Raw genomic sequence first — 25616 nt, forward strand, 5'->3', positions numbered from 1 at the left:
TATCCGCGTCCGCAAGGCGCTGAGCAGCGATTATATCGAATATATTGCCGTGCCTGGTAAGTGGAAGTCCTGGCGATAATGATTCGAAGCAGGCCCTTCCTAATGTTCTGGATGTCGGAACGAACCGCAACAGTTCATAGGGGGAAAAGAATCATGAAGCTCGACGCGATCACCGGAAAGATCCAGCGGACCCTCGCCCTCGCCCTCGCCGGCGCGGCGGTGTTCGCCACCGTGCAGGCCGCCGCGGAGGCCGGCCCGGCACAGCACGCCGGCTCCGCCGTCACCGCCTCCGCCGCACCGCTGGACGACCCGTGGCACCCGGGCTCCACGACGTCCGTCCGCAGACTGGTCACGGACGACCCGTGGCACCCGAGCCCGGTGTCCGCCCAGGAACAGGTCACGGACGACCCGTGGCACCCGGCGCCCAGCGCCGCCTGAACCCGAGAAGGAGAAGACCCGTGAGCGCCACACCACCCGAACAGGAACGCTCCTGGCCCCCGTTGCTGGGGCAGGTGCTCGACGGCCGGGACCTCACCGCCGTCGACACCGCCTGGGTGATGGACCAGGTGATGCGGGGCCGGGCGACCGACGCGCAGATCGCCGGCTTCCTGGTGGCCCTGCGGGCCAAGGGCGAGACCGTGGACGAGCTCGAAGGACTCGTGCACGGGATGCTGGCCCATGCCGTACACATCGACGTGCCGGGGAGGACCGTCGACGTGGTGGGCACCGGGGGCGACGGGGCGCACACGGTCAACATCTCCACGATGGCCGCGATCGTCGCGGCGGGCGCCGGCGCACGGGTCGTCAAGCACGGCAACCGGGCGGCGAGTTCGGCCTCCGGCTCCGCCGACGTCCTCGAAGCACTGGGCGTCACCCTGCGGCTGCCGCCCGAACGGATCGCCGCCGTGGCCGACGAGGCCGGCATCACCTTCTGCTTCGCGCCGGACTTCCACCCGGCGATGCGCCACGCGGCGGGCCCGCGCAGACAGCTCGGCATCCCGACCGTCTTCAACGCGCTGGGCCCGCTGACCAACCCGGCGTCCCCCACCGCGCAGGCGGTCGGGGTCGCCGACGCCCGGCTGCTGCCGCTGATCGCCGGAGCCCTGGCCGGGGCCGGCGGACGGGGCCTGGTCTTCCGCGGCGACGACGGGCTCGACGAACTCACCGTCACCACCACCTCGACCGTGCTCTGCGTCGACGACGGCACCGTCCGCCGGGAACGGTTCGACCCCCGCGACCTGGGGATCGCCCGCGCACCGCTGGAGGCGCTGCGCGGCGAGGACGCCGCGTACAACGCGTCCGTCGCCCGCCGGGTCCTGGACGGCGAACGCGGACCGGTACGCGACGCGGTGCTGCTCTCCGCGGGCGCCGCGCTCGTGGCGGGCGAACCCGCCGGGGGCCGGACCGTCACCGAACGCCTGGGCTGGGCGGTGGAAGCGGCGGGCCGGGCGATCGACTCCGGCGCCGCGGCCGGCACCCTCGACCGGTGGGTACGGGCCACCTCGGCCCCGTGCGCCCCGGCCGGCGCGGCCCCGGCCGCCCGCGTCGCCACGGCGGCATGACGCGGGCACCCGGGGGCGGGAACCGGCCGCGGACGGCACCGCGGCACACCCTGCCGGGGGACCGGCAGGGGAACGGCCGCGGCCCGTCCGCGCGGTCACCGGGAGGCAGTGGCTCCGAGCGCCGGGGACCGCTCCCGGTCCGGGCCGCCCGCACCCGGCGGCCCGGACTTCGCGCGCCGGGAACCGCCGAGCCGCTCGCGCCGGATCCAGGAGAGGGCCGGCGAGGTGAGACCGGTGGTGATCAGCGCCATGAGCACCAGCATGGTGAACAGATCGGGCCCGATCACACCGAGTTCGAGCCCCAGGTTCAGCACCACCAGCTCGGTCAGGCCCCGGCAGTTCATCAGCGCCCCGATCGCCAGGGAATCGCGCCAGGACTGGCCCGAGAGCCGGGCCCCGCCCGTGCTCCCGCCCCATTTGCCGAGGACCGCGACGGCGAGCACCGCCAGCGCCCACAGCCACTGCACCGGGTCGCCGGCCAGCAGCGAGACATCGGTGTGCAGCCCGGTGGAGACGAAGAACAGCGGCAGCAGCACCGGAACCGAGAACGCGCGCAGCCGGGCCGCGCAGTGCTCGATGACCACGGACCCCCGAGGAGTGACCAGGCCGAAGACGAAGGCGCCGAACAGGGCGTGCACACCGATCCGGTCGGTGGCCAGTGCGGAGAGGCACAGGCCGCTGAACAGGACGACGAGGACCACACCGTCCACGGCCCGCTCGGCCCGCCCCGCCCAGCGGGCGAGCAGCGGACGCAGCACACCGGCCATGACGGCGAGGAAGGCCGCGGCGAGCGCCGCCGTCGTCAGCGCCTCGGCCGGTGAACCGCTCGTCGACACCGCGACGACCGCCGCCAGCAGGCACCAGGCGGTCACGTCGTCGACCGCCGCGCACGCCATGGCCAGCGAACCGATCCGGGTACCGAGCAGACCGCGGTCGGTGAGGACCCGGGCGAGCACGGGGAACGCGGTGATGCTCATCGACACGGCGATGAACAGCACGAACGGCAACCGCCCCACACCCGGCGGCGCGAACGACCCGAACATCGCCAGGGCCAGCAGCGAGCCCAGCACCAGCGGCAGGGCGATGCTCGCCTGACTGACCGCGACGGCGGCCCTGCGATGGCCGCGCAGCGTGCCGAGATCGAGTTCGAGACCGATCAGGAACATGAAGGCCAGCAGGCCCAGGTTGCCCAGGGCGCCGATGTACGGCAGCACCGACTCGGGGAACAGCCACGCCTGCGCCGCGGGCGAGATCCAGCCCAGCAGCGACGGCCCCAGCATGATGCCCAGGGTGATCTCGCCGATGACCGGCGGCTGGCCGAGCCTGCGGAACAGCTGGGCCCCCGCCTGGCACGCCAGGATGACGACCGGGACGGCGACCAGGAGATCGGGCAGCGGGTCATGTGCCGACACGGCCGGCTCCTTCCCTGGCCGACGCCGTGGCGTCGGACCAGCGTGCGTAGCGGCGCCGCCCGTACAGCAGCGGCTGGGCGGTCTCGTCGGCGGTGAACCGCCGCACCCGGACGAAGACGGCGGTGTGGTCCCCGACCTCCCGGGTACCGACCACCGCGCAGTCGGCGATGGCGTGCGCGGCCTCCGTCAGATGCGGTCCGCCCGCGCCCAGCGGCAGCCGCCACCCGCTCAGTGCGAACCGGTCGGGGTTGCCGGAGCTGAACAGGTCGGAGGTGGCCTGCGCCTGCTCGTGCAGCAGATTGAGGGCCAACTGCCCACTGGACAGCACGGACTGGGTGGTGGGGCTCGCGGTGCGCAGGCAGATCACCAGCGTCGGCGGACCCAGCGCCACACTCGCCAGTGAACTGCAGGTCATCCCGCGGGGCGTGCCGTCGGCGCCGAGCGCCGTCACCACGGAGACCCCGGAGGGGAAACCGCCCATCAGCGGGCGTATGTCGGCTTCCGGAACGGGCCGGTCGGTCATGGATTCTCCTTCGAGGGTGTGCCGCGGGCCCGGCAGCCGGCCGGAGAGGGGACCCGGCTGCCGGGGACGCGGGGCGGCACGGCTACTTGCCGTGCAGCCTGCGGAGCGCCTCGTGGGCGCTCGGCAGCGAGTTGAGGAGCTCCTTCTGCTCCTTCTTGACCTGCGCGAACATGGCCTGCGCGGCGGCCACGGACTCCGGCTTGTGGGCGAGGATCGGCAGCGGCGCGTCCGGCTCCAGACCGAGACCGGCGAAGATGCAGTAATAGCGCTCGTTGGTCCAGAAGTTCCGGAACTCCGCCTCGAAATTCCCGTAGTACGTCGTGTCGTCGGTGGCCGCGGGGTTGACCGGAAGACCCGCCTTGTACGCGTCGATCTTCTCGCGGATGCTCTCGGGGAGCTTCAGCTCCTTGTTGGCACGCCAGAACGGCGAGTCGGTACGCGGCGCGAAGTAGAAGTGGGTCTGGATGAAATCACGGGTGTCGTCGAACATCACCTCGATTTCCTTGTTGAAGTTGTCGACCAGGGTCGGGTTGAACGTCTTGTCCGGGAAGTGCTTCGCCAGCTGGTAGGCCGCGGCGGTGATGAAGTAGATGCCGGTGGACTCCAACGGCTCCAGGAAGGCGCCGGAGAGGCCGATGCCGATGACGTTCTTCACCCAGGCGCGGCGGTTGCGCCCGACCCGGAACTTCACGTGGTTGAACTGGGTGGTCTCGGGGTCCAGGCCCCACAGCTCGCAGAACTCGGCGGTGGCCTCCTCCTGCGTGGTGAAGCGGCTGGAATAGACGTAACCGGTGCCGAAACGGCCCGGCATCGGTATCTTCCACGTCCACCCCGACGACATCGCGATCGCCGAGGTGTACGGCTCCACCCCGTTGGCGTCGTCGTCGTGCGGGACGGCCGTGGCGACCGCGCGGTCGCACAGCAGCTGGTCGCTCATGTCGATGAAGGGCTCCTCCATCGCCTGGTTCATCAGCAGGCTGCGGAAGCCGGAGCAGTCCACGAACAGGTCCGCGTCCAGGACCCGCCCCTCCTTGGTGTGCAGGGCCTTCACGAAGCCCCGCTCGTCCTTCTCGACGCGCGTCATCTCGTCCTGGACGTGGTGCACGCCCTGCTTCCCGGTCGCGAACCGGCGCAGGAAGTCCGCGACGAGCGCCGCGTCGAAGTGCCACGCGTACCGGGTGGGGGAGGTGCCGTCCAGGAACCGGGGCGCCTTCTTGGCGTCCATCAGCGGCGCCTCGCGGAAGCAGGCGTAGTCGTACGGCTCGTCGGTCCTGCCCTCGAACTTGTTCTTGAACCAGTAGTGCGACATCGGAATGCTGTCGTGCTCCGGGCTGATCCCGAACGGGTGGTAGAAGTGGTCCGCACCGCCCCGGTCGAGCTCGCGCGGATCGCTCTGGCCCCTGCCCGGCGTACGCCAGTTGATGAAGCGGACCGCCATCTTGTAACTGGCGTTGCACTCACGCATCCAGTCCTCCTCCGCGATTCCGAGGAAGTCGAACAGAACACGGTGCAGATTGGGCACGGTGGCCTCGCCCACACCGATACGCGGAATGCTGGGCGCCTCCAGCACCGTGACGTCGACCGTGTTGTGGAGGGCCTTCCCGAGATAGGCGGCGGTCATCCAGCCGGCCGTACCGCCGCCGAGGATCACGACCTTCTTGATGGCGTTGTCTGTTGCGGTGGAGGTGCCCGTCATATCGAATTCCTCTTCTGGCCGGAGTTGTGGTGGCGGAACTGTGGGGATGGCCAGAATCGGCAGAATATCTACGGCATTTCTATAAGCCGGAGGAAAAGGCTGAATGAGATCGCTGGGCGCCCGCATTCGACGTGCCCGGCGGCCGGCCCCGCACGGCGTGCCGCACCGCGCCCTTATGGAGGGCGTATAGCGCGCGGGCGCAGTCTGGGACCTGTTCATTCCGCACTCGTATCTCCCAGCAGAGGATGGCCGCATCACATGGCGCGCACAGAACGGGAGCCGGAGACGGGGCTGAAAGGCATCCTTTCCACCGTGGGAGGAACCCCGCTCGTAGAGCTCGAACGGTTGGTGCCGGGGTCCACCTCGCGGGTGTTCGCCAAGGTGGAGCGCTTCAACCCCGGCGGCAGTGTCAAGGACCGCTCCGCGCTGAACATGGTGGCCACGAAGATCAGGTCCGGGGAACTCGTCCCGGGCCGGTCGACGGTCATCGAGTCCAGCTCGGGAAACCTCGCGATCGGGCTCGCGCAGATCTGCGGCTACTACGGCCTGCGGCTCGTCTGCGTGGTGGACACCCGCACCACCCGGCAGAACATCGCGATCCTGCGGGCCTACGGGGCCGAGGTCGAGATCATCACCGAACCCGACCCGGCCACCGGGGAACTGCTGTCCGCCCGGCTGCACCGGGTCGCCGAACTCGTCGCGACCACCCCCGGCGCCTACTGGCCCGACCAGTACGCCAACCCGCTCAACCGGCGGGCCCACGAGACCACGATGGAGGAGATCGCCGAAGCCCTCGACGGCAAGGTCGACCAGCTCGTCGTGGCCGCCGGCACCAGCGGCACCCTCGGCGGCTGCGCCGAGTACATCCGCCGCCACCGCCTCGGCACCACCGTCAACGCGGTCGACGCCCTCGGCAGCGTGCTGTTCGGCCCGCCCGTCGACTGCGCCCGCCTGGTGCCCGGCCACGGCGCGTCCGTCGCACCGAAACTGCTGCGACGCTCCGACGCGGACCGGGTGGTGCACGTCGGCGACCTCGACTGCGTGGTGGGCTGCCGCACCCTGGTGCGCCGCGAGGCGATCCTCGCCGGCGGCTCCTCGGGCGCGGTCGTCGCGGCCCTGACCCGGCTCGCCCCCGGCATACCGGCCGGCTCCAACGTGGTGATCGTGCTGCCCGACGGCGGCGACCGCTACCTCGACACCATCTACGACGACACCTGGGTACGGCGGCACTTCGGCGACGTCGCCCACCTGTGGGACGGGCCGGGCAACACCGAAGCCGTCGGCCAACTGGCCGATATAGCCCAGTAATAGCGTTCCGCCGCAGAATTTTTTCATCGGAGAACGGCACCGGAGCGCATGCCCCCGGAGCCCGGCACCACCAGAACAGAGAAATTCCGTCCCGGGCAATTCCCGTCCCGGGAGATCCCGGACAGGGACGTCCGAACCGAGACCCGGAGGCACCACATGACCGCCCAGACCGCCGACCTCGACACCGAGCGCAAGGCCGAGATCAAGGAGATCGTCTGCGACATCCTCGAACTCGAACTCGACGAGGTCACCGACACCAGCCTCTTCAAGGAGGAGCACGACGCCGACTCCCTGCGCACCATCGAGATCCTCGCCTCCCTGGAGCGCAACTTCGGCCTCGTCCTGGAGCAGGCCGAGCTCAGCCGCATGGTCAACCTGGCGGGCGTGTACGCCGTGGTCGCGGAGGCCGAGGGAAAGTGAACGGCGCGACGGACGGCACGGCGCCGCGCACGCCCGCCCGGCACCGGGTGGTGATCACCGGCCTCGGCGTGGTGACCAGCATCGGCATCGGAGTGGACGCCTTCGCCGGCGGCCTGCGCGCCGGGCGCAGCGGTGCCCAGCCGATCGGCGCCTTCGACACCACCGGATTCGCGTACTCCAACGCCTGCGAGATCACCGACTTCGACCCCCAGGAGTGGCTGCGCGACCTGAGGGCCGACGAGCTCGGCCGGGCCGCGCAGTTCGCGGTGGCCGGCAGCCGGATGGCGGTCGCGGACGCGGGACTCACCGAGGACGACGTACGGGCCAGACGCACCCTGGTCTCGGTCGGCACCACCGACGGCGAGTCCCGCGACCTGGACCACCTGATCGGCCTCCAGGTCACCGAGGGCGAGGACCGGCTCGACGCCACCGTCGCCCGCCGGGTGTGGCCCGGCCGGCTCTCCGCCGGCATCGTCCGCGAACTCGGCCTGGAGGACGTGGAGACGGTCACCGTCCCCACCGCCTGCGCGGCCGGCAACTACGCGGTCGGCTCCGGCTACGACGCCATCAGCTCCGGCGACGTCGAGATGGCGCTCTGCGGCGGGGCCGACGCACTGTGCCGCAAGACCTTCACCGGCTTCTACCGGCTCGGCACCATCGCCCCCGACGTGTGCCGCCCCTTCGACGCCGACCGGCAGGGCATCCTGACCGGCGAGGGCGCCGGGATCCTCCTCATGGAATCCCTGGAGTCCGCACTCGCCCGCGGCGCCCGCATCTACGCGGAGGTCCTCGGGTACGGACTGTCCTGCGACGCCAGCCACCCGGTCGCACCCGACCGCGACTCCATCGCCCGCTGCATCACCGCCGCCCACCGCAACGCCGGCATCGAGGCGTCCGACGTGGACTTCATCTCGGCACACGGCACCGGCACCAGGGCCAACGACGTCACCGAGGTCGGCGCGATCCGGCAGGTCTTCGGCGACGACCTGCCGCGCACCGTGTCGATCAAATCGATGATCGGCCACACCATGGGCGCCGCCAGCGCACTGGCCGCGGCCGCCTGCTCCCTGGCCCTGCGGGAGGGATTCATCCCGCCCACCATCAACCACCGCACGACCGACCCCGAGTGCGCGGTCGACTGCGTACCCAACCACGCGGTCGAGGCCCGGCTGCGGGTCGTGCAGAACAACGGCCTCGCCTTCGGCGGGAACAACGCGGTCCTGATGCTCGGCCACTGGGACGGCCCCCCGGCCCAGACCCTGCCCGCCGGCACGGCGGCGTGAACCGGCCCGACGCGGCCTGAGAGGAGTCGAACACAATGTCAGCCGACGCGGTCACCACCGCGCAGGACCTGGTCGTCTCGGGCTGGGCCGTGTCCTCGCCCTACGGACTGGGCCGGGACGGATTCACGGCCGGACTGCGCGAGCAGCAGCGCGCCGTCCACACCCTCGACGCCGCACAGTGGCCGGTCCCCTACGACGAGGCCGGACTCATCCCCGGCTTCGACATCAAGGCCGTCCTCGGCCGCAAGGGCACCCGCTCCATGGACCGGGTCACCGCCATCGCCGCCACCACCGTGGGCATGCTCCTGGACGAGTACGGAACGGGACTGGCCGGCACCCCCGAGAGCACCGGCCTGGTGCTCGGCACCTCCGGCAGCGTCCAGTCGATCATGGACTTCACCCGGGACGCCCTCACCGGCAGGGCCCCCTACCTGGTCGACCCCGCCAGATTCCCCAACACCGTGATGAACTGCCCCACCGGACAGAGCGCCATCCGGCACACGCTCAAGGGCCCCAACGTCACCGTCTCCGGCGGCGCCGCCACCGGGCTCCTCGCCCTCAACTACGCCTCCCGGCTGCTGCGCGGCGGCCACGCCACCGCACTCCTGGCGGGCGCGGCCGAGGAGTTCTCGGTCCAGCGCGCCCGGCTGGAGCACGTGGCCGACCACGGCGGCGCCGCCCCCGAACCGCTCGGCGAGGGCGCGGCACTCTTCCTCCTGGAGAGCGGGGCCGCGGCCCGCGACGGCGGACGCACCGTCCTCGCCACGGTGCTCGGCTGCCGCTTCCGGGCCTTCCGGGACACGGGCCGCGCCTCCGCCGTGCTCAGGAACTGCGTCGACGAGGTCCTGGCCGCCGCCGGCGCCACCCCCGACGACCTCGCGCTCATCGCCCCCGGCACCCCGCCGGGCGTCTTCGGCAAGGAGGAGACCGCCGCCCTGGACGGCCTCACCGCCCCCCGCACCGCGGTCCGCCCCCTGGTCGGCGACGCCACCGCGGCCGGCGCCGCCTTCCAGCTCGCCGCCGTCCTCGCCGCGGCCGACGCCCGCCCCGGACTGACGGACCGGCTCGCCCTGGTCACCGCCGTCGACCGGGACGGAACCGTCGGCGCGGCCCTCCTCCGCCTCGGCTGAGCCACCACCCCGAACCGCACTCGCAGAAAGGGCACACACCATGTCCGACACCCCCAGGCCGGTGGCCCTCGTCACCGGCGGATCGCGCGGCATCGGACGGTCCGTCGTGGAGGTCCTGGCCCGCGACGGACACGACGTGGCCCTGTGCTACCAGTCCCGCGCGGAAGCGGCCGAACTCGCCGCGAAATCCGCCCGGGAACACGGCGCCCGAACCCTGACCGGCCGCCTCGACGTCACCGACCGCGACGCCGTACGCGCCTTCGTCGCCGAGACCGAGGACACCCTCGGCCCGGTCGACACCCTCGTCACCGCCGCCGGAATCGTCCGGGACAGCAACCTGGCCACCCTCACCGACGACGACTGGGACGCCGTGGTGCGCACCAACCTCGACGGCACGTACAACTTCGCCAAGGCACTCGTCTTCCCCATGATGAAGCGCCGCCGCGGCACCGTGATCACCCTCTCCTCGATCGCCTCCCGGGGCCAGGCGAGCCAGACCAACTACTCGGCCTCCAAGGCCGGGATCATCGGCTTCACCAAGGCCCTCGCCAAGGAGGGCGGCCGGGCCGGACTGCGCGCCAACACCGTGGCACCCGGCTTCATCCGCACCGACATGACCGGCGCACTCTCCGAGAAGTACGCCAAGGAGATGACCAGAAGCATCCCGCTCGGCCGGTTCGGAGAGCCCGAGGAGGTCGCCGAACTCGTGGCGTTCCTCGCCTCCGACCGCGCCGCGTACATCACCGGACAGGTCTTCTCCATCGACGGCGGCCTGGTCGTCTGACCCCGCCCCCGCACCCCCGCAAGGTGCCCGGCACAGACCACCGCCCCGCCCCGCCCGCCACTCCCAGGAGCCCGCCGTGACCGCCCGCACCGCCAAGCCGCCCCGCTTCTACTTCAACCTGCGCAGCCCCTACAACTTCTTCGCCCTCGCCGACCTGGAACGCGACCACCCCGAACTCCTCGACCGCGTCGAATGGCGCCCGTTCTGGGAACCGGACCCGACCAGCGAGAAACTCCTCGCCGAGGCCTCGCCCGGCGCCGCGTTCCCGTTCCACCCCATGTCCCGGGCCAAACAGTTCTACATCCTGCGCGACGTGCGCAGACTCGCCGCCGACCGCGGCCTGGCCCTCACCTGGCCGGTGGACCGCACACCCTGGTGGGAGCCGGCCCACCTGACCTGGTTCCTCGCCGAACGCGAGGGCCTGGGCCGCACCTGGGTCGAACGCGCCGGCCGCGCCCGCTGGCTGGAGGGACGCGACATCTGCGACCCCGACGTGGTACGCGAACTCGCCGAGGAGATCGGCCTGGACGGAACCGAGGTCGCCCAGGCCCCCCACCACCCCCTCGTACGCGAACAGGGCGTACGCGCCCTGCTCGACGTGCACCGCGACGGCGTCTTCGGCGTCCCGTACTTCATCAACGGCGGCGAACCGTACTGGGGCCTGGACCGCGTCACCGCCTTCGCGGCCTCCTTCGACCCCACCCCCACCCCAGCCGCCGCCGAGCCGCCGGCCGAGCCCGCCGCGGGCCGGACCACCGACATGAGCCACGCGGGAGGCTGCGGATGAACACCACCACCGAACGCGCCACGGCCGGCAGCACCCTCCCGCTCACCGCCGTCCAGGAAGCGATGTGGACCGCGTACCGCGTCGCACCGCACAGCGCCTCCTACAACATCGTCATGCCCCTGCTGCTGCGCGGCCCCCTCGACCCGGCCGCCATGGCCCGGGCCGTCACCGCCGTCGGCGAACGCCAGGAACTGCTGCGCTCCGTCTTCACCGAGAACAACGGCGCACCCGTCCGCACCACCGCCGAACACGCCCTGGTCCACATGGAGTTCAACGACCTCGGCCCCCTCGACGACGAAGCCCTGCGACAGGCCGCACAGGAGGCCGGCGCCCGCCCCTTCCGCCTGGAATCCGGCACCTTCCGGGTCGTCCTGCTGCGCCGCACCGACCACGAGTGGGTGCTGGTCACCGCCGCCCACCACATCGTCAGCGACTTCACCTCGCGCTGGCTGCTCGTGCGCGACCTCCTCGACGCCTACACCGCCATCGCCTCCGGCACCGCCCCGGCCTGGCGGCCCATCCCCGGCTCCTACACCGACCACACCGCCGAGGAACTGCGCCACACCGCCTCCGAGGCGGGCCGGCGCGGCGCGGACCGGTGGCGCGAATCGGTCGCCGGGGCACCCGCCGCACAGCTCCCGCCGGACCGGCCGCGCCCCGCGGTCCGCTCGCTCACAGGCGGCACCGTCGTCCGCGTCCTCGACCCGGCCTGCGCCCGGGGCATCGACCCCGCCGCCGACACCGCCGGCGTCACCCCGTTCGCCTACCTCCTCGGCGTCTTCCAGGCCCTCACCCACCGCTGGACCGGCCAGGAGGAATTCGTCCTCGGAGTACCCGCGACCAGCCGGATGGGCAAGGCACAGCGCGACGTCATCGGCTGCTTCCTCAACACCATGCCGCTCCGCGCCGAGTTCGACACCGGCAGCACCTTCCGGACCACCGCCGCACTGGCCGGCGAACGGATCATGCGGGGCATGGTCAACGTCCGCTACCCGTGCGCCCTGGCCTTCCCGCAGGCCACCGTCTTCCGCACCGCACTGTTCCTGGTCCAGATGGACCGGATGGACCCGCCGGTCCCCAACGTCCCGCCCGGACAGGTCATCGGCCCGTCCGTCACCTACAAGGGACTGGACATCGCCCTGGTCGACGTACCCCAGCAGGAGGGCCAGCTCGACCTGCTGCTGCGCATCGAGCAGACCCCCGACGGCATCACCGCCGTCTTCTCCTACGACACCGACCTCTTCGACCACGCCACGGTCGAGCGGTTCGCCGACGGATACGAACGGATGCTCACCGCCGGTGTCACCGACCCGGACACCCGCATCACCGACGTCGAACTGACCGGACAGGACGAGACGGCCGCCCTGCTCGCCCTCGGCACCACCTCCTTCGACGACACCGACGGCTCCGCCGGTTTCGACGACTTCGAATCCTTCGAGAACTCCCGGGACCACCGATGACCCCGCGCATCGCGATCGCCGGCGCGGGACTGGGCGGCCTGACGGCCGCCGCCGCGCTCCACCACCGCGGCCTGGACGTCCAGGTCCACGAACGCGGGGAGGAACTGCGCGAACAGGGCGTCGGCATGCACCTGGGCCCCAACGGCACCCGGCTGCTCCAGCGCCTCGGCCTCGGACCGGAGCTGGAGCGGAGCGCGGTGCGCCCCGAGGCACTGGAGATACGGGCCTTCCACAACGGCGCCCTCGTGGCCCGCCAGGAGATGGGCGAGGCGTGGCAGCAGCGGTTCCGCGCCCCGTACTACACCGTGCACCGCGGCGACCTGCACCGGATGCTGGCCTCCCGGGTCCCCGCCGAGCGGGTGCACACCGGCAGGGAACTCGTCCGGTACGAGGAGACCGGGCACGGGGTCGTCCTGCACTTCGCGGACGGCACCGACGCCCACGCCGACGTACTGATCGGCGCGGACGGCATGCACTCGGCGGTCCGCCGCACCGTCGCGGGCGAGGACACCCCGGTCTACTCCGGCAACAGCGCCCTGCGCGGCCTGGCCGACGCCGCCGGCCTGCCCGCACTGGACCCGGCCCTGATGTACATGTACGCGGGCCCCGGCGCCCGCGTCCTGCTCTACCCGGTCGCCGGCGGACGGCAGTTCACCTTCGTCGTGGTGACCCCGGCCGCCGAGGGCGCCGCCGAGTCGTGGACCAGCGCCGGCGACCGCACCGACCTGGCCGCCGTCCTGACCGGCTGGGACCCGGCCGTGCGCGCACTGGCCGACGCGGCGGGGGAGGTGCGCCGCTGGGCACTGTACGACCGCGAGCCCCTGGAGCGGTGGAGCACCGCCCGCACCACCCTGCTGGGCGACGCGGCCCACCCGATGCTCCCGCACCACGGACAGGGCGCCAACCAGGCCGTCGAGGACGCCGTGGCACTCGCCGTCTGCCTCAAGGAGGCGGTACCCGGCCCGGACGGCATCGCCGCCGCACTGCACCGCTACGAGCGGGCACGCCGGCCGCACACCACCCGCGTGCAGCTCGGCTCCCGGACCGGGCAGCAGCCGGGGGACGCCGCCCGGCGCCGCCTCGACGCCGAGAACGTCGACTGGGTCCTCGACCACGACGCCGAGGCGGCCCTGACCGGGACACGGGACCGCCTTCCCCGGGCGGTCTGACCCACGGCCGCAGCACCGCCCACCCGGACAAGGGGCCCCTGGCGCTCTCCCCGCGCCAGGGGCCCCTGGCGTTCCACCACACCCCGGGCCCGGCCAATACATCGTCGGCATAGGGCCCGGATAGCTCCCCCTTCAACCATGTCCATAACCGACCACACAGAGGGACGTCGAACTGATGAGCGAGAAGCAGACCGAAGAGACCCTGTACCGCGTCGTGCTCAACGACGAGGAGCAGTACTCGATCTGGTGGGCCGACCGCGCCCTGCCGGCCGGCTGGCACACCGAGGGCACCGAGGGCACCCGCGAGGAGTGCCTCGCGCACATCGCCGGGATCTGGACCGACCTGCGCCCGCTGAGCCTGCGCCGGCGCATGGACGCCACCGCCGCCTGACCGAACTGGCCACCGGATCCGAGGCCGGGCCCGACCCCCACCGCGCCGCCCGATCCCGATGGAGGAGAGACTGTGAACGACCGCACGCTGTCGGGCCCGGACGCCGGTGCGACCACCGCCCGGCCCAGGACCGCACCCCTGCTGCCCGCCCTGTTCGCCGCCCAGCGCGCCCGCACCCCCGACGCGCCCGCGGTGATCGGCCCCGACGGGACCACGGTCACGTACGCCGGACTCGGCGCCCGCGCCACGCTGTTCGCCGCCCGCCTGCACGCCCTGGGCGTGCGCCCCGGCGACTTCGTGGGCGTGTGCCTGCACCGCGGACCCGACCTGGTCGCCGGACTCCTCGGCGTCTGGCTCGCGGGCGGCGCCTACGTACCGCTCGACCCGAACCACCCCGAAAGCCGCATCGCCCTCGTCCTGGACGACGCGCAGGCCCCCGTCGCCCTCGCCGAACGGGCCACCGCCGGCAAACTGCCCGCCGGCACCCGGACCCTGCTCGCCGAGGACGTCACCGGCGAACCGGCCGCAGCGGCACCGGAGTCCGCCGCCGACCCGGCCCGGCCCGCCTACGTACTGCACACCTCCGGCTCCACCGGCCGCCCCAAGGGCGTCCTCGTCCCGCACGCCGGCATCGCCAACCGGGTGCGCTGGCTGGCCCACCGCCACCGCCTCGGCCCCGCCGACCGGGTGCTCCTCAAGACCACCGTCGGCTTCGACGCCGCCGGACTCGAACTGTTCTCCCCCCTCATCAGCGGCGCCGCCCTCGTCCTCGCCCCCGAGGGCGCCGAACACGACCCCGCGGCCCTGCTCACCACCGTCGCCGACCACGGCGTCACCGTCCTGCAGGGCGTCCCCTCCGTCTACCGGCGCCTCGTCGACGAACCCGGCTGGGAACGCGCCACCGCCCTGCGCCTGGTCTTCAGCGCCGGCGAACCCCTCCACGCCGACCTGTGCCGCCGCATCCTCGAACGCGCCCCCGGCGTACGGATCTGGAACACCTACGGACCCACCGAGGCCTCCGTCGACATCACCGAGCACCCCTGGGACCCGGACCGGGACACCGGCGCCGTCCCCATCGGACGCCCCATCGGCAACATGCGCGTCGTCGTCCTCGACCCGGCGGGCCGGCCCGTGCCCGTCGGCGTCGCCGGCGAACTCCACGCGGGCGGCATCCAACTCGCCCACGGCTACCTGGGCCGCCCCGACCTGACCGCCGAACGCTTCGTCCCCGACCCCCACCACGACGGACAGCGGCTCTACCGCACCGGCGACAAGGTGCGCTGGCGCGCCGACGGCGTCCTCGAATACCTCGGCCGCCTCGACCAGCAGGTCAAGGTCAACGGCGTACGCATCGAACCCGGCGAGGTCGAGGCCGCGCTCGCCGCCCACCCCTGGGTACGCACCGCCGTCGCCGCCGCCGTCCCCGACCCCGCCACCGGCGGCCACCGCCTCGCCGCCTGGGTACAGCCGCGCGGCGAAGCACCCCGCCCCGACGAACTGCGCGCCTTCCTGCGCCGCACCCTGCCCGACGTCCTGGTGCCCTCCGTGTTCACCACCGTCGACGAGTGGCCCCTCACCGCCAGCGGGAAGATCGACCGCAGCGCACTGCCCGACCCGGCCGCCGACCGCACCAAGGCCGCCCACGTCCCGGTACGCGACGCCGCCGAACGCGCCGTCACCGAGATCTGGGCACAGCTCACCGGCGTCCCCGCCGGACAGATCGGCGCCACCCACGACTTCTTCCAGCTCGGCGGCTCCTCACTGATGCTGACCCGGCTCTCCGAACTGCTGTCCGCGTCCGCGGGCACCCGGATCCCGCTGCGCGCCCTGTTCACCGCGACCACCGTCGAGACCCAGGCCGCCCTGATCGGCCGCCCCGGCGACCCGACCGGCGACGACCACCCTGCGGAAACGGTTCTCCCCGTGCCCCGCAAGCCCGAGGGAATGCCCCTGTCACCCGGCCAGCAGGGCATGTGGCTCCTGGACCGGCTGCGCCCCGGCAGCAGCGAGTGGAACGCCCCCGTCTTCCTCACCCTGCCCGCCCGGTACAGCGACGCCACCGTCGCCACCGCCCTCGCCGCCCTCGCCGACCGGCACGAGATCCTCCGCACCCGGTACGTCCTGCACGGCACCGAACCCGTCCAGACCGCCGACGCCCCCGGCACCCGCCCGCCCCGGATCCGCACCGCGACCGCCGCGACCGCCGACGAGCTCAACGCCCTGGTGCAGGAGGAGTTCGCCCGCCCCTTCGACCTGGAGAACGGCCCCGTCTGGCGGGCCCTGACCGTACGCCGGGGGACCGGGCACCTGCACGTGGTCCTCTCACTGCACCACATCGCCTGCGACGGCTGGTCCTCCGTCGTCCTCGAACGCGACCTCAAGGCCCTCGCCGAGGCCGCCCACACCGGCACCGACGCCCGCCTGCCCGCACTCCCGGTGCAGTACGCCGACCACGCCGCCCACCGCCGCGCCCGGCTCACCGACACCTTCGTCGCCCGCGAACTCGACCACTGGAAGCGGGCCCTGGACGGCATCGCCCCGCTCGACCTGCCTGCCGACCGGCCCCGGCCACCGGTGCGCGACGCACACGGCGCCGTCCACCTCTTCACCGTCCCCGCCGCGCTCACCGAACGCGTCGCCGCCCTCGGCCGCAGCTGCGGGGCGACCCTCCAGCAGACCCTGCTCACCGCGTTCGCCACGCTCGTCGCCCGCCTCACCGGCCGCTGGGACGTCCCCGTCGGCATCCCGGTCGCCGGCCGGGAACGGCCCGAGACCGCCGACGTCGTCGGATTCTTCCTCAACACCCTCGTACTGCGCTGCGACGCCGCCGCCCACGACACCTTCCACGACGCCGTCGTCAAGGTCCGCGACACCGCCCGAACGGCCTTCGCCCACCAGGAACTGCCCTTCGACCGGCTCGTCGCCGAACTCGACGAGAGCCGCGACACCGCCCGCACCCCGCTCTACCAGGTCATGTTCGACCTGCACGAGGAGGGCCGCACCGGCACCGCGACCACCTCCGGCGACCTCGACGCCTTCCGCGGAGCCTGGCAGGCCGCCCGCACCGACCTCACCTTCGTCGTGCAGCGCCAGGACGACGGCTCCCTGCTCGGCATGGCCGAGTACGCCACCGCCCTGTTCGACCCCGCCACCGTCGAACGGTTCGCCGACTGCTGGACCCGGCTCCTGGAGACGGTCGCCGACGACCCGTGGACCCCCCTGGGCACCGCCGACCTCCTGCCCGCCGCACTGCGCACCGAACTCGTCGCCCACGGCCCCGGCCCGGCCGGCCCGGGAAAGACCCCCACCGAAACCTCCGACGGCGCCGTGCACACCGCCGTCGCGGACGCGGCCCGGCGCTCCCCGCAGGACCCGGCCGTCGTCTGCGGCGACGAGACCTGGACGTACCAACAGCTGACCGGCCGCGCCGCGTTCCTCGCCCACCGGCTGCGCACCCTCGGCGCCGGCCCGGAGACCACCGTCGCCGTGCTGCTCGGCCGCACCCCCGACCTCCTCGCCACGATCCTCGCCGGCTGGCACGCGGGCGCCGCCCACGTCCCGCTCGACCCCGGCGCGCCCGACGACCGCATCGCCCACGTCCTCGCCGACTCGCGGGCCGGCGTCCTGGTCACCGACACCGCGGGCGCCGCACGCCTGGCCGGCATCCACCACGGCGCCGTCCTCACCCTGGACACCGAACCGGGCACCACACCGCCGCCCGACGCCGACCCGCTGCCCGCCGCCGACGGCACCCGCCTCGCCTACCTGATGTACACCTCCGGCTCCACCGGCCGCCCCAAGGGCGTCGCCGTCGAACACCGCACCCTGCTGCCGACCCTGCGCGCCTTCCAGGCCCACCTGGACTTCGGCCAGGGCCCCGACGACGCCTACCTCGCCCTGGCCCAGCCCACGTTCGACATCTCCTGGACCGAACTCGTCATGCCGCTCGTCGCCGGCGGCCGGGTGGTCCTCGCCCAGGACCACGAACTGCGCGACCACCGCGCCCAGCTGGCCCTCATCGACCGCCACGCCGTCACCCACCTGCAGGCCGCCCCCACCCACTGGCAGATGCTCATCGACGCCGGACTCGGCCACCGCCCCCTGGTCGGCAAGACCGGCGGCGAGGACTGCCCGCCCGCCCTCGCCCGCGACCTCTCGCGCAGACTGTGGCGGTTCATCAACGAGTACGGCCTCACCGAGACCACCATCGCCTCCACCCGGTGGGACGCCCACGACACCGCACGCACCGTCCCGATCGGCCGCCCCTACCCGCACTGCACCGTCCGCGTACTGGACGAGAACCTCACCCCCGTCCCCTACGGAGTGACCGGCGAACTGTGCATCGGCGGAACCGCCCTCGCCCGCGGCTACCACGGCCGGGGCGACCTGACCGCCGCCGCGTTCGTGCCCGACCCCTACGGCGACCCCGGCACCCGCCTCTACCGCACCGGCGACACGGCCCGCATGCTGCCCGACGGCACCCTGCAATTCGCCGGACGCGCCGACGGCCAGGTCAAGATCCGCGGCCGGCGCGTGGAGACCGGCGAGGTCCAGAACGTCCTGGCCGAACACCCCTCCGTCGCCCAGGCCGTCGTCACCGTCCACGGCACCGGCCCCGACGCCGCACTCATCGGCTACTGGGTCGCCGCCGACCACATGCCCGTACCCGCCGACAGCACACTCCTGGACCACTGCGCCCGCAGACTGCCCGACTACATGGTCCCCGCACTGCTCGTCCCGATCACCGCCGTACCCCTCACCCGGCACGGCAAGGCCGACACCGCCGCCCTGCCCGTACCCGACCTCGCCGCCGCCCTCGCCGACGAGCCGTACACCGCACCCGAAGGTCCCGTCGAGGAGATCATCGCCGGGATCTGGGCCGAGGTACTGCTCGGCCCCGACGCCGTCAACGGCCACCGGATCGGCTCCCGCCAGGGATTCTTCCGCAGCGGCGGGAACTCCGTGCGCGCCGCCCAGGTCATCGCCCGCATCCAGGAGGAGTTCGACGTCGAACTGCCCCTGCGAGCCGTCTTCGAACGCCCCACCGTCGCCCGGCTCGCCGAAGCCGTGGAAGAAGCCGTGACGGCCGAGATAGAGACGCTCACCGAAGCCGAACTCGCCCTCGCCCACAGGGAGTACCAGCCGTGACCGCACCCACCGCGCCGACGCAGCCCACGCAGGAGGAACTGCGCGCCGCACTCCTGCGCCGCCGCCTCGCCGGACGCGCCGGGCAAGGCACCAGGACCCCCGCCAGGGCCGCCACCATCCCCCGCGCCGACCGCACCCAACCCCTCGGACTCTCCTCCGGACAACGCCAGCTGTGGTTCCTGCACCAACTCGACCCCAAGAGCCCCGAATACCTCCTGCCCATGGCGCACCGGCTCCACGGCCCCCTCTCGACGGACACCCTCCGCCGGGCGTTCGACGCACTCGCCGCCCGCCACGAGATCCTGCGCACCCGCTACGTCCTGGACGCGGCCGAACCCCGGCAGGCCGTCGACCCGGCCGGCCCCGTCGACCTCACGGTCACCGACCGGCCCGGCCTCGACCCCGCCGCCCGCGACACGGCCGCCGTCGCCTTCACCGAGGCCCACGCCACCCAGCCCTTCGACCTCGCCACCGACCACCCCCTGCGGGTACGGCTGCTGCGCCTCGCCCCCGACGACCACGTCCTGCTCGTCGTCATGCACCACATCGCCTGCGACGCACTGACCCGCCCCCTGCTCCTGACCGACCTCGCCGCCCTCTACCGGGGCGAGGAACTGCCCGAACCCCCCGTCCAGTACGCCGACTACGCGGCCTGGGCCGCCCGCCGCCAGAACGGCCCCGACGCCGACCGCGGCCTCGACCGGTGGCGCCGCGAACTCACCGGCGTCGAACCCCTCGCCCTGCCCACCGACCGGCCCCGCCCCGCCGCACGCACCTGGGGCGGCGCCTCCCACGGCTTCGACGTCCCCGCCGCCACCACCACCGCGCTGCGCCGGGTCGCCGACCAGGGCGACGCCACCCTCTTCATGGTCCTGCTCACCGCCTACCAGGTCCTGCTCGGCCGCTACACCGGCAAACAGGACATCGCCGTCGGCACCGCCGTCTCAGGCCGCACCCGCCCCGAACTGCGGCAGATGGCCGGATACGCCTACAACACCCTGGTACTGCGCGCCCGCTGGGGGACCGACCCGGCCTTCGAGGACGTCCTCACCGCCAACCGCACCACCGTCCTGGACGCCTTCGACCACCAGGACACCCCGTTCGACCGGATCGCCGACGAGCTGGAGCCCGAACGCGACCTGTCCACCACACCGCTCTTCCAGGTCATGTTCGACCTCGCGTCCGGCGAGGGAACGGACGGACCCGAACTGCCCGGCATCACCGCCGAACCCGTCCCGGCCGCCGGCGCCATCGCCCGCTTCGACCTGACCCTGCACCTCACCGAACGCGCCGACGGCACCCTGCACGGCAGCCTCGAATACGCCACGGCCCTCTTCGACGACACCACCGCCGCCCGGATCGCCGGCCACTACACCCACCTCCTCGCCCAGATCGCCACCGCCCCCCGCACCCCGCTCTCCGCCCTCGACCCCATCGGCCCCCAGGAACGCGCCCTCCTCCTCGACGGACCCGCCACCCCCGTCGGCACCGACCACCCCCTCGACGCCACCGCCCTGCGCCCCGTCCTGGAAACCATCCTCGAACAGGCCGCGGCCACCCCCGACGCCACCGCCCTGCGCCACGACGGCACCACCTACACCTACCGCCGGCTCGCCGAGGAATCGGAACGCCACGCCCGCCGGCTCGCCGGACTCGGCATCGGCCCCGAGGACACCGTCGCCGTCCTCCTGGACCGCTCACCGCACCTGATCACCGCCCTCCTCGGCATCTGGCGCGCCGGCGCCGCCTACGTCCCCGTCGACCCCGGCTACCCGGACGAGCGCATCGCCCACATGCTGGCCACCACCGACACCCGGACCGTCCTCACCGAGACCCGCCACGCCGCCCGCTTCGCCGACGGCACGGGCCGCACCGTCCTGGTCACCGACGACCCCGCCGAACAGGCCGCCCGCACGGCCGCCACCGCCGCCCTGCCCACCACGTACGACCTCGACGCACTCGCCTACGTCATCTACACCTCCGGCTCCACCGGCCGCCCCAAGGGCGTCCTCGTCACCCACCGCGGCCTGGCCAACTACCTCGGCTGGACCGTCCAGGCCTACGCGGACGCCGGCCCCGGCGGCGCCCCCCTGTTCTCCTCGATCGCCTTCGACCTCGGCGTCCCCGACCTCTACGCACCCCTGATGACCGGCCGCGCCGTCGACCTGCTCCCGCAGGACTTCGACACCGCCGACCTCGGCGCCCTGCTCACCGCCGGCGCACCGTACGCCTTCATCAAACTCACCCCCGGCCACCTCGACCTGCTCCAGCAACAGCTGACGGACGACCAGATCCAGGGCCTGGCCGGCCTCGTCATCGCCGCGGGCGACTCCTTCACCGCCCGCCTCGCCGAACGCTGGACCGCCTCCGCCGGCCCCGACGGCCCCCGCCTCGCCGCCGAGTACGGCCCCACCGAGATCACCGTCGGCAACTCCGCCTACTTCCTCGACACCCCCCTCACCACCGAACTCGTCCCCATCGGCCGCGCCGTCCCCCACACCACCATGTACGTCCTCGACGAACACCTCAGCCCCCTGCCCATCGGCGTGCCCGGCGAGGTGTGGATCGGCGGCATCGGCGTCGCCCGCGGCTACGCGGGCCGCCCCGACCTGACCGCCGAGCGCTTCGTCCCCGACCCCTACGGCCCGGCCGGCACCCGGCTCTACCGCACCGGCGACATCGCCCGGGTCCTGCCCGACGGCAACCTCGACTTCGTCGCCCGCGCCGACCACCAGGTCAAACTCCGCGGCTACCGCATCGAACCCGGCGAGATCGAGGCCGCACTCACCGCCGACCCCGCCGTCGCCGAAGCCGTCGCCCTCGTCCGCGAGGACACCCCCGGAGCCAGGGAACTCGTCGCCTACGTCGTCCCCGCCGAAGGCGCCCGCCCCGACGACCTCACCCCGGCCGCCCTGCGCGCCCGCGCCGGCGACACCCTCCCGTCCTACATGGTGCCCGCCGCCTACCTCACCCTCGACGCCCTGCCGCTGACCGCCAACGGCAAACTCGACCGCCGCGCCCTGCCCGCCCCCGGCCGCGCCGCCACCGCCGTCGGCGCCTACGTCGGGGCCCGCGACGCCACCGAGAGCGCCATCGCCGCGATCTGGGCCACCGTCCTGGGCCGCGACACCGTCGGCGTCCACGACAACTTCTTCGAGCTCGGCGGCGACTCCATCCGCGCCGTCACCCTCGTCGGCGCCCTGCGCGAGGCCGGCTGGGAGACCAGCGTCCGCGACATCTTCGCCCACCGCACCGTGGCCCGCCTGCGCGCCGCACTCGGCGACGCCGGCACCACCGGACCCGGCACCACCGTCGCCCGGTTCGCCCTCATCGGCGACGACGACCGCGCCGCCCTGCCCGCCGACGTCACCGACGCCTACCCCGTCTCGCTCACCCAGGCCGGGATGATCGTCGAGATGCACGGACGCAGCACCGAGAACCGCTACCACAACATCACCTCCTTCCGGATCCGCGACGAACTCCCCTTCGACCCCGACGCCTTCCAGCGCGCCGCCGACCTCATCGTCGAACGCCACGAGGTCATGCGGACCTCCTTCGCCCTCGACGGCTACTCCCGGCCCCTCCAGCTCGTCCACGCCGCCGCCCGGATGCCCTGCGTCTTCCACGACCTGCGCCACCTGCCCGCCACCCAGCGCGAACAGGCCCTCTGGGAGTTCGCCGACCGCGACCGCGAAGAACTCTTCGACCTCACCCGCGCACCGCTCATGCGGATGGCCGTCCACCTCCTGGACGACGAGAGCTGGTGGCTGTCGATCACCGAATGCCACCCCGTCATCGAGGGCTGGAGCTACCACTCCCAGCTGATGGAGATGGTCCGCGCCTACCACGCACTGCGCTCCGGCACCGACCCCGAGCCCGCCCCGCCCCTGCCCGCCGTCCGCTACGCCGACTTCGTCGCGGGCGAACTGCGCTCCCTGGACGACACCGCCGACCGCGACCACTGGCGCCACATCGTCGACACCTACGAACGCTTCAGCGTCCCCACCGGCTGGCAGGGCGACGACGAGGGCGACGAGCGCTACCGCATCGACATCCCGCTCGGCGACACCGAACCGGGCCTGCGCGCCCTGGCCACCGCCGCCGAGGTCCCCTACAAGAGCGTCCTGCACGCCGCCCACAGCAAGGTGCTGTCCCTGCTCACCCGCGCCACACGGTTCCGCGGCGGCATGGTCGCCGACGCCCGCCCCGAGGAGGCCGGCGCCGAACGCGTCTCCGGCATGTACCTCAACTCCGTGCCCTTCCCCTACGAGCGCACCGCCAGGACCTGGGGCGAACTCGCCCAGCAGGTCTTCGCCCACGAGGTCGGACTGTGGCCGCACCGCCGCTACCCGATGCCCGCCATGCGCGTCCCCGGCGGCGAGTCCCACCTCATCGACGTCCTCTTCCACTACCTGGACTTCCACCAGGTCGACACCGAACTCATCGACATCATGGCCAGCCGCGACGACAGCCCCAACGAGTTCCGGCTCGTCGTCGGCACCCCCGTACGCGGCCACCTCTCCCTCGCCTCCCGCACCGGCACCCTCTCCCGGGGCCGCGCCAAGCGCCTCGCCGCCCTCTACACCGCCGTCCTCACCGACATGGCACGCACCGGCGCCGACGGCGACGCCCGCGGCGCCTACCCCGACACCCACGAACGCGCCGCCCTCGCCGCACCCGCCCTGCCGCACTCCGACACCCCCGCCGACGTCCTCGGCGCCATCGAGGCACAGGCCGCCCGCACCCCGGCGGCCCCCGCCCTCTCCCACGGCTCCACCACCCTCTCCTACGCCCGCCTCGACGCCCGCGCCGAGGCCGTCGCCCACCGGCTGCGCGCCCTCGGCGCCGGACCCGAGACCCGCGTCGCCGTACTCCTGGACCGGGGCCCCGACCTGGTGGCCGCACTCCTCGGCGTCTGGAAGACGGGAGCCGCCCAGGTACCCCTGGACCCCTGCACCCCCGACCCCCGCATCGCCGCCGCCGGCATCGCGCTCGCCGTCACCGAACGCCGGCACGCCGCCCGCCTGGGCGACATCCCCCTCCTGGTCACCGAGGACATCGACGACACCCCCGTACCCGCCCGGCCCGCCACCGCCCACGACCCCGACCGCCTCGCCTACGTCCTGCACACCTCCGGCTCCACCGGCACCCCCAAGGGCGTCGAGATCAGCCACCGCTCCCTCGCCCACTACCTGCACTGGGCCGTCGAGCAGTACGCCGCCGCCGGCACCGGCGGCGCACCATGGTTCACCTCCGTCGGCTTCGACCTCGGAATCCCCGCCCTCTACGCCCCCCTGATGACCGGCCAGACCGTACGACTGCTCCCGCAGTCCTACGAACCGGGGGAGTTCGGCGCCGAACTCCTCAAGGGCGCGCCCTACTCCTTCGTCGGACTCACCCCCGGCCACCTGGCACTCCTGGAAACCCAGCTGACCGACACCGAACTCGGCTCCCTGGCCGCGCTCGCCGTCTGCGCGGGCGACGCCTACCCGGCCGACCAGGCCGACCGGGTCACCGCCCGCACCCGGGCCGGCTCCATGGCCCTGGCCGCCGAGTACGGCCCCACCGAGGCCACCGTCGCCGCCACCGCCCTGCGCGTCCTGCCCCGGCACCGCCCCGCACCCCGCCCCGCCCCGGCAGCCTCCGGCGTCCGGACCGGACTCCAGCACGCCGACACCCTGCACGCCCCCGAACGGCCCCGCGACCCGCGCACCCTCGTGGCCCTCGGCTCCCCGCTCCCGGGCGTCACCCTGCGACTCCTGGACGACCTGCTGCGCCCGGTCCCCGACGGCATCGCCGGCGAGGTGTACCTCGGCGGCGACGGACTCGCCCGCGGCTACGCCGGACGCCCCGGCCCGACCGCCGCCGCGTTCCTGCCCGACCCCTACGGACTGCCGGGCGCCCGCCTCTACCGCACCGGGGACCTGGCCCGCCGCCTGCCCGGCGGCGCCCTGGAGTTCCTCGGCCGCGCCGACGACCAGGTCAAGATCCGCGGACACCGCGTCGAACCCGGCGAGGCCGAGGCCGCGCTCGCCGCCGACCCCGCCGTGAGCGAAGCCCTCGTCGCCGCCGTCGACGCCGCCGACGGCGGCAAGCGCCTCGCGGCCTGGGTGGTGCCCGCCGAGGGACACACCGTCCACGTGCCCGCCCTGCGCGAGAGGCTGCGCGCGGTACTGCCCGCCGCCGCCATACCGGCCACCGTCACCGCCCTGCCCGCGCTCCCGCTCGGCGACAACGGCAAACGCGACCGGTTCGCCCTGGTGGCCCGCGCCGCCACCGCCGCCGACACCCCCTACGAGGAACCGCGCAGCGACACCGAACGGCGGCTCGCCGCCGTCTGGGCCGAAGTGCTCGGCCTCGAACAGGTCGGTGTCCACGACGACTTCCGCGACCTCGGCGGCGACTCCCTGCTCGTCCCGCCCCTGCTGCTCGCCGCCCGCAGGGCCGGGCTCCCCCTCGACCTCGCGACCGCACTGCGCCACCACACGGTGGAACACCTCGCCGCCGCACTCGACGCCCGCACGGCCCAGGAAGGCTGACCCC

General features: G+C 73.4%; 16 protein-coding genes. 13 read left to right on the forward strand and 3 right to left on the reverse strand.

Annotated features, from left to right (window positions below; translation table 11 throughout):
- The first annotated feature begins 153 nt into the window (after positions 1–153).
- Both ACIQGQ_RS23755 and trpD read left to right on the forward strand, forming a co-directional pair.
- Positions 154–438, forward strand: a complete 285-nt coding sequence (locus tag ACIQGQ_RS23755) for a hypothetical protein (RefSeq protein WP_402398645.1) — start codon at positions 154–156, stop codon at positions 436–438.
- A gap of 20 nt (positions 439–458) precedes the next feature.
- Entirely contained in the window at positions 459–1562 is a 1104-nt protein-coding gene (trpD, locus tag ACIQGQ_RS23760; protein WP_402398646.1) for an anthranilate phosphoribosyltransferase, read from the forward strand.
- Between the two features lie 95 nt (positions 1563–1657).
- Here trpD and ACIQGQ_RS23765 read toward each other — a convergent pair whose 3' ends face one another.
- From ACIQGQ_RS23765 to ACIQGQ_RS23775, 3 genes are all read right to left on the reverse strand, one after another.
- Positions 1658–2974: a cation:proton antiporter gene (locus tag ACIQGQ_RS23765; RefSeq protein ID WP_402398647.1), complete on the reverse strand. Its 1317-nt coding sequence runs from the start codon at positions 2972–2974 to the stop codon at positions 1658–1660.
- A complete protein-coding gene (locus tag ACIQGQ_RS23770) occupies positions 2961–3497 on the reverse strand; it encodes a flavin reductase family protein (protein ID WP_402398648.1) in 537 nt (178 codons plus the stop codon). The genes ACIQGQ_RS23765 and ACIQGQ_RS23770 overlap by 14 nt, the downstream gene beginning before the upstream one ends.
- Positions 3498–3579: 82 nt before the next feature.
- Positions 3580–5193, reverse strand: coding sequence for a tryptophan halogenase family protein (locus ACIQGQ_RS23775; RefSeq protein WP_402398649.1), 1614 nt, complete (start codon positions 5191–5193; stop codon positions 3580–3582).
- 258 nt (positions 5194–5451) lie between these two features.
- Here ACIQGQ_RS23775 and sbnA point away from each other — a divergent pair, with 258 nt between their 5' ends.
- The 11 genes from sbnA to ACIQGQ_RS23830 all read left to right on the forward strand — a co-directional run bounded on the left by sbnA (position 5452) and on the right by ACIQGQ_RS23830 (position 25612).
- Complete coding sequence (sbnA, locus tag ACIQGQ_RS23780) at positions 5452–6501, forward strand: 2,3-diaminopropionate biosynthesis protein SbnA (protein WP_402398650.1); 1050 nt, start codon at positions 5452–5454, stop codon at positions 6499–6501.
- A 156-nt stretch (positions 6502–6657) separates the two neighbouring features.
- A complete protein-coding gene (locus ACIQGQ_RS23785) occupies positions 6658–6921 on the forward strand; it encodes an acyl carrier protein (protein ID WP_366291837.1) in 264 nt (87 codons plus the stop codon).
- On the forward strand, positions 6918–8204 hold the full coding sequence (locus ACIQGQ_RS23790; protein ID WP_402398651.1) for a beta-ketoacyl-[acyl-carrier-protein] synthase family protein: 1287 nt from the start codon (positions 6918–6920) through the stop codon (positions 8202–8204). Before ACIQGQ_RS23785 ends, ACIQGQ_RS23790 begins: the two co-directional genes overlap by 4 nt.
- Before the next feature lie 35 nt (positions 8205–8239).
- Positions 8240–9334, forward strand: a complete 1095-nt coding sequence (locus tag ACIQGQ_RS23795) for a beta-ketoacyl synthase N-terminal-like domain-containing protein (protein ID WP_402398652.1) — start codon at positions 8240–8242, stop codon at positions 9332–9334.
- Between the two features lie 40 nt (positions 9335–9374).
- On the forward strand, positions 9375–10118 hold the full coding sequence (gene fabG, locus ACIQGQ_RS23800) for a 3-oxoacyl-ACP reductase FabG (protein ID WP_402398653.1): 744 nt from the start codon (positions 9375–9377) through the stop codon (positions 10116–10118).
- Between the two features lie 76 nt (positions 10119–10194).
- Positions 10195–10905: a 2-hydroxychromene-2-carboxylate isomerase gene (locus tag ACIQGQ_RS23805; protein WP_402398654.1), complete on the forward strand. Its 711-nt coding sequence runs from the start codon at positions 10195–10197 to the stop codon at positions 10903–10905.
- Entirely contained in the window at positions 10902–12365 is a 1464-nt protein-coding gene (locus tag ACIQGQ_RS23810; RefSeq protein WP_402398655.1) for a condensation domain-containing protein, read from the forward strand. The genes ACIQGQ_RS23805 and ACIQGQ_RS23810 overlap by 4 nt, the downstream gene beginning before the upstream one ends.
- The gene (locus tag ACIQGQ_RS23815; RefSeq protein ID WP_402398656.1) at positions 12362–13534 is read left to right on the forward strand and encodes an FAD-dependent monooxygenase; all 1173 of its coding nucleotides are present in this window, start codon (positions 12362–12364) and stop codon (positions 13532–13534) included. The genes ACIQGQ_RS23810 and ACIQGQ_RS23815 overlap by 4 nt, the downstream gene beginning before the upstream one ends.
- Positions 13535–13709: 175 nt before the next feature.
- Positions 13710–13925 carry an MbtH family protein gene (locus ACIQGQ_RS23820; RefSeq protein ID WP_402398657.1) on the forward strand — a complete coding sequence of 72 codons (216 nt, stop codon included), beginning with the start codon at positions 13710–13712 and terminating at the stop codon, positions 13923–13925.
- A 72-nt stretch (positions 13926–13997) separates the two neighbouring features.
- Positions 13998–19073, forward strand: coding sequence for an amino acid adenylation domain-containing protein (locus ACIQGQ_RS23825; RefSeq protein ID WP_402398658.1), 5076 nt, complete (start codon positions 13998–14000; stop codon positions 19071–19073).
- Entirely contained in the window at positions 19070–25612 is a 6543-nt protein-coding gene (locus ACIQGQ_RS23830) for an amino acid adenylation domain-containing protein (protein ID WP_402398659.1), read from the forward strand. Before ACIQGQ_RS23825 ends, ACIQGQ_RS23830 begins: the two co-directional genes overlap by 4 nt.
- Positions 25613–25616: the final 4 nt, after the last annotated feature.

Source organism: Streptomyces sp. NPDC092952, assembly GCF_044754785.1.
In the GTDB taxonomy this organism is placed as follows: Bacteria; Actinomycetota; Actinomycetes; order Streptomycetales; family Streptomycetaceae; genus Streptomyces.

Coding starts and splice junctions, on each gene's coding strand:
- ACIQGQ_RS23775 (WP_402398649.1), bottom strand. CDS start 5,193: ATGACGGGCACCTCCACCGCAACAGACAACGCCATCAAGAAGGTCGTG.
- ACIQGQ_RS23770 (WP_402398648.1), bottom strand. CDS start 3,497: ATGACCGACCGGCCCGTTCCGGAAGCCGACATACGCCCGCTGATGGGC.
- fabG (WP_402398653.1), top strand. CDS start 9,375: ATGTCCGACACCCCCAGGCCGGTGGCCCTCGTCACCGGCGGATCGCGC.
- ACIQGQ_RS23785 (WP_366291837.1), top strand. CDS start 6,658: ATGACCGCCCAGACCGCCGACCTCGACACCGAGCGCAAGGCCGAGATC.
- ACIQGQ_RS23795 (WP_402398652.1), top strand. CDS start 8,240: ATGTCAGCCGACGCGGTCACCACCGCGCAGGACCTGGTCGTCTCGGGC.
- ACIQGQ_RS23810 (WP_402398655.1), top strand. CDS start 10,902: ATGAACACCACCACCGAACGCGCCACGGCCGGCAGCACCCTCCCGCTC.
- ACIQGQ_RS23820 (WP_402398657.1), top strand. CDS start 13,710: ATGAGCGAGAAGCAGACCGAAGAGACCCTGTACCGCGTCGTGCTCAAC.
- ACIQGQ_RS23815 (WP_402398656.1), top strand. CDS start 12,362: ATGACCCCGCGCATCGCGATCGCCGGCGCGGGACTGGGCGGCCTGACG.
- ACIQGQ_RS23755 (WP_402398645.1), top strand. CDS start 154: ATGAAGCTCGACGCGATCACCGGAAAGATCCAGCGGACCCTCGCCCTC.
- sbnA (WP_402398650.1), top strand. CDS start 5,452: ATGGCGCGCACAGAACGGGAGCCGGAGACGGGGCTGAAAGGCATCCTT.